This window comes from Alteromonas sp. ABV2_168 (assembly GCF_056161165.1).
In genome coordinates this window covers 50963-63026 of sequence record NZ_JBSWYQ010000005.1, presented here as the reverse complement: position 1 = coordinate 63026, position 12064 = coordinate 50963, and the positions used below count along the sequence as shown (strand labels likewise).

11 protein-coding genes are annotated in these 12064 nt (G+C 50.6%); 10 read left to right on the top strand and 1 reads right to left on the bottom strand.

Going from position 1 to position 12064, the window contains the following annotated elements; genetic code table 11:
• Positions 1–94 precede the first annotated feature (94 nt).
• Both ACXAH4_RS09365 and ACXAH4_RS09360 read left to right on the top strand, forming a co-directional pair.
• Positions 95–913: a MurR/RpiR family transcriptional regulator gene (locus tag ACXAH4_RS09365; protein ID WP_474864033.1), complete on the top strand. Its 819-nt coding sequence runs from the start codon at positions 95–97 to the stop codon at positions 911–913.
• A gap of 190 nt (positions 914–1103) precedes the next feature.
• Entirely contained in the window at positions 1104–1667 is a 564-nt protein-coding gene (locus ACXAH4_RS09360) for a DUF924 family protein (RefSeq protein WP_119501602.1), read from the top strand.
• A gap of 52 nt (positions 1668–1719) precedes the next feature.
• Here the strand turns inward: ACXAH4_RS09360 and ACXAH4_RS09355 are convergent, their stop codons facing one another.
• Positions 1720–2115, bottom strand: a complete 396-nt coding sequence (locus tag ACXAH4_RS09355) for a rhodanese-like domain-containing protein (protein WP_474844390.1) — start codon at positions 2113–2115, stop codon at positions 1720–1722.
• Between the two features lie 230 nt (positions 2116–2345).
• Here ACXAH4_RS09355 and ACXAH4_RS09350 point away from each other — a divergent pair, with 230 nt between their 5' ends.
• From ACXAH4_RS09350 to ACXAH4_RS09315, 8 genes are all read left to right on the top strand, one after another.
• On the top strand, positions 2346–3533 hold the full coding sequence (locus ACXAH4_RS09350) for an amidase (protein ID WP_474881641.1): 1188 nt from the start codon (positions 2346–2348) through the stop codon (positions 3531–3533).
• Positions 3533–5107, top strand: a complete 1575-nt coding sequence (locus tag ACXAH4_RS09345) for a gamma-glutamyltransferase family protein (RefSeq protein WP_474881639.1) — start codon at positions 3533–3535, stop codon at positions 5105–5107. Before ACXAH4_RS09350 ends, ACXAH4_RS09345 begins: the two co-directional genes overlap by 1 nt.
• Before the next feature lie 41 nt (positions 5108–5148).
• The gene (locus ACXAH4_RS09340) at positions 5149–5979 is read left to right on the top strand and encodes a sulfite exporter TauE/SafE family protein (RefSeq protein WP_474844393.1); all 831 of its coding nucleotides are present in this window, start codon (positions 5149–5151) and stop codon (positions 5977–5979) included.
• Positions 5976–7202 (top strand): pyridoxal-phosphate-dependent aminotransferase family protein, encoded by a 1227-nt coding sequence (locus ACXAH4_RS09335; protein WP_474844394.1) that lies wholly within the window; start codon positions 5976–5978, stop codon positions 7200–7202. The genes ACXAH4_RS09340 and ACXAH4_RS09335 overlap by 4 nt, the downstream gene beginning before the upstream one ends.
• Positions 7195–8424, top strand: coding sequence for an allantoate amidohydrolase (locus ACXAH4_RS09330; RefSeq protein ID WP_474881637.1), 1230 nt, complete (start codon positions 7195–7197; stop codon positions 8422–8424). The genes ACXAH4_RS09335 and ACXAH4_RS09330 overlap by 8 nt, the downstream gene beginning before the upstream one ends.
• Positions 8425–8457: 33 nt before the next feature.
• Positions 8458–8823 (top strand): AraC family ligand binding domain-containing protein, encoded by a 366-nt coding sequence (locus tag ACXAH4_RS09325; protein ID WP_119501609.1) that lies wholly within the window; start codon positions 8458–8460, stop codon positions 8821–8823.
• Between the two features lie 306 nt (positions 8824–9129).
• Positions 9130–10602 carry an adenosine deaminase family protein gene (locus tag ACXAH4_RS09320; RefSeq protein WP_474881635.1) on the top strand — a complete coding sequence of 491 codons (1473 nt, stop codon included), beginning with the start codon at positions 9130–9132 and terminating at the stop codon, positions 10600–10602.
• Entirely contained in the window at positions 10586–12022 is a 1437-nt protein-coding gene (locus ACXAH4_RS09315; RefSeq protein WP_474881633.1) for a uracil-xanthine permease family protein, read from the top strand. Before ACXAH4_RS09320 ends, ACXAH4_RS09315 begins: the two co-directional genes overlap by 17 nt.
• Positions 12023–12064 lie beyond the last annotated feature (42 nt).

Sequence of the window (12064 nt, the reverse complement as noted above, 5' to 3'; positions counted from 1 at the left end):
TTCCTCCGGAAAAGGATTGATTTGCTAAAAGGTTGGCTCTGAAGCAATTTTGCATTACCTTTGTCCCGGTAATGATTAGAAAAGAGCGGGTTAAATGGCATCGCCAAAAGATTTATTAGGCCTGATTGAGCAGCAATACCCTTCTCTGTCGCCTTCAGCCAGGCAGATTGCTGCCTACGTTCAGCAACATCCCATCGCACTGGTGAGTAAAAGTACTGCTGAAATCGCCAGACTCAGCGGCACATCCAAAGCTACCGTCAGCCGTTTTTTCCGTCAGCTAGGGTTTGAGTCTCACCAGGACGTGAAAGACGCCATGCTGTCGATGCGTGAAAAAGGCCTGCCATTACCGCTGGACGAAAATCAGCCGGATCATTATCAACAGGAAATCCGCAATTTAGCCATGACCTTCGACGGACTGAAACCGGACACGGTGGATCAGGTAGTGTCGTTGCTGGCTGATTCTGAACGAATCACGCTGATAGGTTACAGGAACGCTTACCCGCTGGCGCTGCATTTCAGACAGCAACTGAAACAGGTACGCAGCACAGTAAGGCTTTTGCCTCAACCCGGCCAGTCGCTGGGTGAAGATCTTATTGATATTCCGGAAAATGAAGTGGTGATCTTGTTGGGCTTTCGCAGACGCACCCGTATATTCTCCCGGATTGTAGACGCGCTGAATGCCCACACCACCGTTTTGATCACCGACCCCACGGGCCAGGTGTATAACCAGAAAGTGTCTCATCTGCTGGTTTGCCATCCCGGCCAGCAACATGCCTTCGACAGCTATGCAGCACCTATGAGCCTGATCTCATTTCTCGCTAACAGAGTATTTGAAAGGTTGGGTGATAAAGCTGTAAAACGCGCCGCCCGCATTGCCAGTATGTACGATAATCTCGACGAGCTTGAACCTTAATGCGTTTTCAGTAGTCGAACTAAAATGCGACTAAATACGTAAAAAAATCGTCATTTTAAATTGATTGTTTTTTGACCTTTATGACAGTATACAAATTACTGGTCTGATAAGGCGGTGCCGGCCGCATTTGAACAGTGTAAGGACAACTGGCAATTACCTGCGCACAACGGACGTGATAAACAGGAGTAACATGCAAACATCAATTATCCCTTTGGAAGAAGCTTCCAGTGTTCTCGCTTTCTGGTTCAACGAGCTGGAATCAGAACAGTGGTTCCGTGCAGATGAAGGCTTAGATAATTTAATCCGGTCCAGGTTCGGGAAAGTTCACAACGCAGCCGCAAACAGTGAATTATGGCCCTGGCGTGCAACACCGTCAGGCAGACTGGCCGAAATTATTGTACTGGATCAGTTCTCACGTAACATCTACCGTAACGATGCCCGCGCTTTCGCTTGCGACAGTATGGCGCTGGCCCTGTCCCAGGAAGCGTTGAGAGTAGAAGCGGATAAAGCACTTACCGTGGCTCAGAAAACCTTTTTATTCATGCCCTTTATGCATTCCGAATCACTGGCTATTCATGACATGGCCATGGAACTGTTCAATATAGACGGTCTGGAGCTGGAATTTGAATACGAGCAGGAACACCGGGATTTATTGCTGAAATTTGGCCGCTATCCGCAACGCAATAAAGCGCTGAAGCGCAAATCGACCAAAGAAGAAAAAGCATTTCTTAGCCAGCACTTCATCGAAGCCTGACGTAACGCAATCCGGATACAACAGATTTCATTCTGCTGTATCCGGCTTCCCTTTAACGGGTATAAGGTTCCACCGGTAAACCGGCCACTTTCCATGCATCGAAGCCGCCTTCAATGTGGACGACATCTTCAAACCCCATATCCATCAAAGTTGCTGTTGCCAGTGTAGAACGCCATCCCGACTGACAATACAAAACAAAGCGCTTACCACCACCGAATACCGGTTTGTAATATGGACTGTCCGGGTCGACCCAAAACTCCAGCATACCGCGGGGAGCGTGAATGGCTCCCGGGATCTGCCCTTCCCGCTCAAGTTCTCTGACGTCACGAATATCCACCAGTACAACGTCCGCTTTGTACACAGTTTCATTTGCCTGCGCAGGGCTTATGGTTCCGATGCGCGCTGAGGCGTCTTCCAGTAACGACTTAAAACCTTTTTTTAATGCCATGTGCTTCACTCCTGAATGAAACCGTATAAACGGACGGATCATTTGTAATTCCTATGCCACTCCAGTGTGAACATAAGTGTCAAACATACTGCAGCGCAGCATAATTTTACAAATTCATAACAAAAATATTCGCCATCAATTTGAAAACATGTGGAAAAAAGCATTTGTTTCTATTGACAGATTGGTGAAACGATTGTTTCATAGAACAACGCAATCCGACCGTTCCAGTCATGCATACCACAACAAACCCGTTTATGACTTTACCGCAAAAGTCAGGTGCACCACTGTGCATACAGAATAATACCGCTGTGCCTCTTGCCAGCTATCGACTTGCCGTTAAGGATCTTTTCCATATGGCAGGGCTTCCCACATCTGCAGGCAATCCGGACTGGCTGAGCAGCCACCCTCTTCCTTTAGCAACGTCGCCGGTGGTAACTGACTTAATTCGGCATGGTGCCAGGTTTGTGGGCAAAACGCTTACAGACGAGCTGGCTTACAGTCTGAACGGACAAAATAAGCATTATGGTACACCGGAGAACCCGGCGGCTCCGGACCGGCTGCCCGGTGGTTCCAGTTCCGGTTCAGCCACAGCAGTCAGCCTGTATCTTGCAGATATCGGGCTCGGTACTGACACCGGCGGCTCCATTCGCGTTCCGGCCAGCTATCAGGGTTTATTTGGATTACGTCCTACACACGGTGAAATAAGCACTGACCACATGGTGGCGCTGGCGCCATCCTTTGACACCGTAGGTGTGATGACCAGGGATCTGACAACCCTTGAAAACACCGTTGCGGTGTTGCTCCCCCACCTCCAGGACACTGAGACACTACCACTAAGTCTGGTAACCAACCTGACGGACCGTTGCGGGCATAAAGAAGCCATTCTGCAGTGGTATGAAACACAGGCTTCACTGCATGCTGAATTGTTTATGCCGCCGTGCGAACTGACCACAGAAGTCTGGCAGACCGGTGAAACATTCAGAGTCATCCAGGGCCATGAAATCTGGCAACAACACGGACACTGGCTGAGTAATAACCGGCCGGACATCGCATCGGACATTCAATTGCGTCTGAATAGTTGTGCTGCGTTAACCAGCCATGAAGTTGATGAAGCGAAACAGCGCAGAGAGGCGTTCAATGCCTGGTTTTCAGAGGTGGTTTCAAACCGCATTCTGGTGATGCCGACAACCCCCGGCATCAGTCCGCTAATATCTTCACCGGCGGAATCATTAGCCGGATACAGAAACCAGCTACTCTCACTGACATCCCTGGCAGGTTTAAGCGGATGTCCCCAGTTACACCTGCCTCTGTTCAGTTTACACAATGCTCCCTGTGGCCTTTCTCTTCTGGGCCCGCGGGGAAGTGACAGGCAACTGCTGAAGATTGCCCGTACCCTATTATCAGGAAAACAACAATAATGACTAAAAATACAATGAGCGGATTCACTGCCCCTCACTATGCTGCAGCGCAGGTGGGGAATGCCATCCTTGAAAAAGGAGGCACAGCGATTGAAGCTATGGTAGCGGCTGCCGCCTCTGTTGCCGTTGAATACCCTCATATGAACGGCTTAGGCGGTGATGGTTTCTGGTTGATCAGCGAACCCGGCAAAGCGCCGGTAGGCATTGATGCAGCAGGCATTGCGGCAAAGCATGCAACGCCGGCGTTTTATAAAGGGCTGAACGCCATCCCTGAACGTGGAGGTAAAGCGGCACTGACTATGGCAGGCGCTGTATCAGGCTGGCAGAAAGCGCTTGAAATCAGCGCACAATGGCAAACGCCTTTACCACTTGGCACCCTGTTAGACACAGCTGTCAATCAGGCAAGCTGGGGCATTGAAGTCACTCAAAGTCTGAGTGATGCCAGCTTCAAAACCTTTGACACACTCGCCGGCGATCCGGCTTTCGACCAGTTTCTGATTAAGGAGAAGGCCCTTAAGAAAGGCAAGATAGTTAAATTGCCGAAACTGGCTGAAACCTTAAAGCATCTGGCTGAAGCCGGTCTCGACGATTTTTACCGGGGTGAAACCGCAGAAAAACTGGCTGCCGATTTGCAGGCTGCAGGTTCTCCGGTCACCCTTGAAGACTTTCACAGCTATGAAGCCAGGCTGGTTGAGCCCCTGAGTGTCACCACCTCTAAAGGTACGTTATACAACCTGCCAGCGCCTACACAGGGTATTGCTTCGTTACTCATTCTGGCGTTGTACGACAGGGTTTGGCAGCAAGGTTCTGATGATGCCGACATGGTGCATTTACTGATTGAATGTACCAAACAAGCTTTCATCAAACGAAACCGCTATGTCACCGATCCAAGCCGTCTCAGCGTTGACTTGCAAAGTTTGCTTTCGCCGGAATCACTACAAGATATGCAACGGCATATTCAACTGGGAAGTGCACAGGCCTGGCCACATCCGGCCATTCCCGGCGACACCATCTGGATGGGCGCGTGTGACAGCGAGGGCCGGATGGTAAGTTACATTCAGTCCCTTTACTGGGAATTCGGCAGCGGTGTAGTCAGTCCGTCGACAGGAATAGTATGGAATAACCGCGGGACGTCATTTTCTCTGGATGCCTCCAGTCACCAGTATCTGCAACCGGGACTGACCCCTTTCCATACGCTGAACCCTGCCTATGCAGAGCTCAACGATGGCCGGCGCATCAGTTACGGCACCATGGGAGGCGAAGGGCAACCGCAAACCCAGGCAGCGCTGTTTGCCCGTCACGTTTATCACAATCAGCCGCTGGATAAATCCATTGCACTGGGTCGCTGGCTGCTGGGCCGGACCTGGGGTGATGTGAGCCATAATCTGAAAGTTGAACGTGACGTCAACGACTATGTGGGCGAAGCATTACGGTCCAGGGGACATGACATGGTTGTTGTTGAAGCCTGTAACGAACTGATGGGTCATGCCGGCGCAGTTGTCAGATATCCTGACGGCAGTACACAAGCGGCCACCGATCCCCGTAGTGACGGTAAAGCCTTTGCCACGGCGTAATCTGTTTCAACGGCATCTGCCGGTCAGGGAGAAATATAAAAATGGCATTTATCAGTGAAAATTTAACCATTATTTTGGCCATGATGGGCACCGGTGTTTTCGCCGGACTACTGGCCGGGTTACTGGGTGTCGGAGGGGGCATTGTCATCGTACCGGTGTTGTTTTTTCTTTATCAGGCCCTGGGAATAAGCGCTGATACTGCCATGATTGTGGCAACGGCCACATCACTGGCCACCATTGTTCCTACATCGGTCAGTTCAATTATGGCCCATAACAGGAAAGGCAATGTCGACTTTGAGTTACTTAAACACTGGGCAATTTTCATATTACTTGGTGTACTGGCCGGCAGCTATCTGGTGACAAAAACCGACGGAAAATGGCTTGCCATGATGTTCGGTATCATCGCTACCCTGTCGGCGCTGAACATGCTGATTGGTAAGAAAAATGCCATCGCACAATCGCTGCCCGGTAAGGGCGGTCAAAGTATTATGGCTACCTGTATCGGCTTTTTCAGCAGCATGGTTGGCATCGGAGGAGGTACGTTAACTGTTCCCACACTGACATTTTGTAACTATCCCGCTCACCGTGCGGTAGGAACAGCCGCAGCCGTAGGACTGATCATTTCTCTCCCCGCAGCGTTAACTATGTTGATTGCGGGTGAACGCCCTGCAGACGCACCATTTGCCACTTTCGGGCTGGTTAACCTTCTGGGCTTTGCCTGTATTGTTCCCCTTACTGTGTTGTTTGCACCTGTAGGCGCAGGCATCGCGAACAAACTCAATCCTGCAATGCTTAAAAAAGTCTTTGCCCTTGTTCTTATCATCACCGGCGTGCGCATGCTCGCGCAGACGCTCATCCAGGAATTCCTATGAAACCGTTGTCTCTCCCTCCCCGCTTACTCATGGGCCCCGGCCCGATAAACTGCTATCCGCGTGTATTGCAGGCCATGTCTACCCAACTGGTGGGTCAGTATGACCCTGTGATGACAGGCTACATGAACGAAGTGATGGCCTTGTACCGGCAGGTGTTTAATACCCGAAATAAACAAACGCTGTTAGTTGACGGTACGTCACGGGCCGGTATTGAGGCTGTTCTGGTGTCCTGTATCGAACCCGGTGATAAGGTGCTGGTGCCGGTATTTGGCCGCTTCGGCCACTTACTGGCTGAAATTGCAGAGCGGGCCGGCGCGGAAGTTCATACTATCGAAACGCCCTGGGGCACGGTGTTTGAACCTGAACAAATTGAAGCAGCGATTCGTGAAGTCCGCCCGAAAGTACTGGCAATAGTGCAAGGCGATACATCCACAACGATGTTACAGCCTCTGGAGCATTTAGGTGAAATTTGCCGGAAATACGATGTACTGTTCTACAGTGACGCCACAGCATCCATTGGCGGCAACCCTTTCGAGACTGACGCCTGGGGTCTGGATGCGGTATCAGTGGGACTGCAAAAATGTTTAGGCGGCCCGAGTGGCAGTGCACCTGTGACGCTGAGTGAAAAATACGTAGCCTGCGTGCGCAAGCGTCACCACGTTGAAGCCGGAATACGGGACAGTCATCATCAGGCGGCCAGCGGCTCCAGGATCCGTTCTAACTATTTCGACCTGCCTATGATCATGGATTATTGGGGGGAAGAACGCCTGAATCACCATACTGAAGCAGCATCAATGCTCTTTTGTGCCCGCGAATGCGCTGTGAATTTGCTGGAAGAAGGACAGGATCAGGTGCTTAAACGCCATCAACTGGCGGGTAACGCCATGCTGGCCGGCGTACTGGCAATGTCTCTGAAGCCTTTTGGTGATTTGAAAAACAAAATGACCAATGTCGTCGGCGTGACCATTCCTGACAACGTGGATGGCGAAGGGATAAGACATACGTTGCTTAACACCTTTAATATTGAGATTGGCACCAGTTTCGGCCCTCTGAAAGGCAAAATATGGCGTATCGGTACAATGGGCTATAACGCCCGTGAAGATGCGGTCTATCACACTCTTCAGTCTTTAGAAACCGTACTTCGCCGTGCCGGATTTGCCCTGCAGCCGGGCGCCGCGGTAGACGCAGCCATGGACGTTTATGCAGGTCAGCAACATGTCTGAATATCAGAGTCTTGCACAACTTGTGATGGCCAGACTGGACGAACTCGGGCAAATCAGTCAGTCACCAGACTACCTTGACAGACGTTATCTGACAGCCGAACACCAGCAGGCAAACCGGCTTGTTGCCACCTGGATGAGTGAAGCCGGCATGATTACCTGGCAGGATGCCGCCGGCAACTTATGGGGGCGACTGGAAAGTTCAGTCCCCGATGCGCCCCGGTTTATTATCGGCAGTCATCTGGATACCGTTCCAAATGGCGGCAAATACGATGGCATGCTGGGTGTCATTGCGCCTGTTGCCATTGTGCAAATGCTTCAGGGCACACAATTCTCACTGCCGTTTCACCTCGACATAGTCGGTTTCGGCGATGAGGAAGGCACCCGTTTCGGTTCTACGTTACTGGGGAGCCGGGCACTTACAGGACAATGGCCGGACTCCTGGTCGAAGCTTAAAGACGAAAATGGCCTGAGCCTGCCGGATGCTCTCCGGTCTTTCGGACTGGATTTCGACAAAGTGAAGCAGGCAGACATTACCGCCAGCCGCCCGCTGGGTTATCTGGAGCTGCACATTGAACAGGGGCCGGTGCTGGAAAGTGCCAATCTGCCGGTAGGTGTGGTAACCGCTATATCCGGTGCCCGCAGATTCAATATTGATGTTACCGGTATGGCGGGTCATGCCGGTACCGTGCCTATGAACATGCGGCTGGACGCGCTGGCAGCTACCAGTGAAATGATTCTGGCCGTTGAAAGTCAGGCCAGGACTCACGGCGTTGTCGCGACGGTTGGAAAAATTGAAAACCGCCCGAATGGCGTAAACGTTATATCAGGGAATACCCGTTTTTCACTGGATATCCGCAGTGAAGACGACAGCCACCGTGATGCTGTGCTGGAACAAATCATGCAGCAATTTAATCAGATTGCTGCCCGCAGAAAACTGACTCTGCATGTCGAGCAAACCCATAGTGCCGGCGCCGTGCATTGCGATCACCGGTTGCAGTCCATTTTAAAAACGGCCATCGGTGAATGCGGGATCCCCCCCTTTTCTCTGCCATCCGGTGCCGGACACGATGCCATGGCAATGGCCCTTATGTGTCCTGTTGCCATGATGTTTTTACGCTGCGAAAAAGGGATAAGCCATCATCCCGGGGAGTCCATTTTAACAGAGGATGTGGCAGTGGCGCTTGCAGCGTTACATGCAACCATTAAGCATTTAGCAAACTAAGATTTTTTGACCGTAAACCACGTTGGAGTGACGATGATTATTAAACGTATCTATAATGATGAAGAAGGGAAAAGTCACTTTGGAGAAGTGGAAATACCATTGTCAGACGGTGGCCCCATTGGCCTTTTATCTGAACGTTTTGACGCCGGTACTGTGATTTTCAGGGAAACCCCCGCCGATTACGATTTTAAATGGCACCCTGCCCCTGCGCGGCAACTGCTGTTTATCATCAAAGGTCGCGCAGAATTTAAAGTCTCCAACGGTGAGCGCCATGTTTTCGGTGCAGGCGATGTACTGCTGCTGGAAGATACAGAAGGTGAAGGCCATTGCAGCCGCGCTATGTACAACGAAGTACGCCATTCTATTTTTGTCACCCTGCCGGATCATGTGACATTCTGATCAACGGATTATTAATCGCCGGGCCCCGCGCAAAGAAGTGAAATCGAGCCGGGGCTTTATTATTTCCGCCCTGCAACGCCTTTACATGTCCAAAGTAGAGCAAACTCCCCAAAGAAGAGCAAATTCACCAAACAAGTGCACACGTTTTCTATGCATTTCCCCCTTTACCTGAATTGACTTATTAAATAAAAAATTTACTTATATTTTTCAATGAGATAAAAACTTACACCATAACATGACCACTTGGTCAGTTTATTGCAATCCTGTCATGCAAATTAACGCTCAATTACCCGAGAATTTGCTACTGTGTTTCGTCGTTCTTATCACATTGTTTTTTGTCTGATTATTCTTCTGCAGGCAAGCCTGTCTTTTGCGCAATCGTTCCCTGCGGACATGAACAACTGGTTCAGAAATTTTAAACAAACCGCTACGCCCGCAGAACTTTACCGCTTTCTTCATGCCATGCCCAAAGGCGGCGATTTACATCATCATCTCACCGGCGCTGCTTTTAGTGAGTGGTGGTGGGAACTGGCGACTGATACTGAGCGTAACGGTGGCTATGAGTACTTCACCCGCACCCGTCTGACATTATGTGATGGCTTCGACGCCAATGCCTTTTCGCCGGCATCCCCTTACCTACTGTTTAAAACCATACAGGCATCAACTTTCGCATCCCTCAGTGAATGCGAAAAGAAAGGTTATACGCCCCTTGCTGCATTAACCGCCAGTCAGAAAGAAGCTTTCCTCGACAGCCTGCGACTGGATAAAGATGGTGAAGGCCGTGATGAGTTCTTTCAGACCCACTGGCAACGGTTAAATGATCTGACCCGCAATCCTGTTCTGATCAGTGAATTATTGCTGCTGAACATGGAAGCCTATGCCAGAGAAAATGTGCAGTATCTGGAAACGCAGGCCGGCGTGCACGGCATGCTCAAACCCGACGGGACCGGCTATTCTGCCGAAGAGGCTTTAGCCATTATGCAGGCAGCCCTTAGCAGTGAACGGGCTGTCAAAACCGGCGTGACAGTGAAATTCCAGTATGCGCTGCTGCGCTTTCTGCCCGACGCTGAAGACACCCTGAAGTCGCTTTACGCATTTGTCGACGCTCACCGGGATATCTACAGAGGCATTAACCTTGTCGGCCGTGAAGACAACGACAAAGGCTACCCCCTGCGTTTCCTGTCTGTCTTCCGGGCACTGCGCCAACAGTATCCTGCTATCCCCCTCTCAATTCATGCCGGTGAAGTGGATGAACCTAACCGCCATGTCCGCGATACGCTCTTACTGGGCGCTGACAGAATTGGCCACGGTTTAAATACCATTACCGATCCGGACACCCTGCTATTGATGCGCCACGGTCCTTACCTGATTGAAATTAATCTGATTTCGAATTTTTTACTTGAATATGTAAGCCAGTACAGCGAGCACCCCTTCGCCGAATATCTCCGCACCGGTATTCCGGTTGCCTTATCAACGGATGACCGTGGTATGTGGGATTCAACGCTCACCGATGAATTCTATGTCGCCGTGTCTCAGTTTAACCTTTCATGGCAGGAACTGCGTGTTCTGGTAAATAACTCTGTTCAGTTCAGTTTCCTGACAGATGAAGAAAAGACACCTCTGCTTAGCCGTCTAAACGAGCATCTGGATGCATTTGAGAAAAAAGTCATCAGTCAGCAAGCTCTGCCCGTCTATGCCGCCCCCCGCCAGTTCATTTGTAAATTTGAACCACAAATATGCACGTCACCTCAAGGAGAGGACAGTGTCAGCAAACCCTGAATTGTTGTATGGTCTTGAAGACCGCCCTAACCTGCTGAAAACCTCCACGGCAGCATTTCAGCATGTGCTGGCGAGCTTTGTAGGGGTTATTACGCCCACACTGATTATCGCCGCTGCACTGGGTTTAGAATCACACATCCCGTTTCTGGTCAGTATGGCGTTGTTTGTCTCTGGCCTGGGAACGGTGATCCAGACCAAACGAATTGGCTGCATCGGCAGCGGACTGGTTGCCGTTCAGGGCACCAGTTTTGCTTTTGTCAGTGCGCTTATACTGGCCGGCACAACAGTGCGCAGCCGCGGGGGCAGCGACGATGATGTAATGGCTATGCTGATGGGCATTTCTATGGCCGGCGCGCTGGTAGAGGTGGGCTTAAGCTTTTTTATACACCGTCTTAAACGTCTGCTGAGCCCGGTCATCACCGGCATTGTGATTACATCTATCGGCTTGTCGCTGATTAAAGTAGGCATGACAGACCTTGCCGGCGGTTTCGGTGCAACTGATTTCGGTCAGCTCAACCATGTTGGTCTTGGTTTATCCGTGCTGTTCATCATCATTTTCCTTAATGCATCATCAAACTTATGGCTGCGGCTAAGTGCCATTTTTATCAGCATGGCGCTGGGCACTTTGTGTGCGTGGAGCTTTGGCAATGTCTCATTTGCTCATTTGTCAGACCTGCCCGTTCTGGCGTTTCCGGCTCCCTTTCAATACGGTATTGCTTTCGACTTCAGCCTGTTCCTGCCCGTTGCATTAATATACCTGTTCAGTGCGCTGGAAACCGCCGGCGATCTCACGGCTAACAGCGTATTTTGTAACCAACCTATTAAAGGCCCGGTCTATATCAAACGTATTCAGGGCGGCATATTGGGTGATGGCATAAACTCAGTGCTGGCAGCCTGCTTCAACACATTTCCTAATACCACTTTCGGTCAGAATAACGGTGTGATTCAGTTAACCGGAATTGCCAGCCGACGCGTCGGCATAGCTATCGGCATTTTCTATCTGCTGTCCGGCATCTTTCCCGTTATCGGCGGTATTCTTCAGGCGATTCCTAAAGCCGTGCTTGGCGGCGCCACTCTGGTCATGTTCGCTATGGTGGCAGTGGGCGGTCTGAAAATTCTGATGCAGCAAACCCTGGACAGACGAACCAGCTTGATAACAGCGTCGGCGCTGGGAATGGGTATGGGAGTGATGATGGTACCGGCGATGACGAATGGTTTTCCGGAATGGCTGGCAAACATCGTTGCCTCACCGGTCACCATGGCGGGGATCACTGCGGTATTTCTAGATTTGATTTTGCCGGAAACTGGCAAACCCTTACCAAAAAAACACGTTTTTGACAATTCACCAAAAGAACAAAAGAAATTAGGTCCCGATCTGGTGCAAAATACGCGCCTTTCGCACCATGAGGGTGCAAATTAGCGCATCTGAAATCAATTTGCACGATAAATTTTCTGCCAAAAT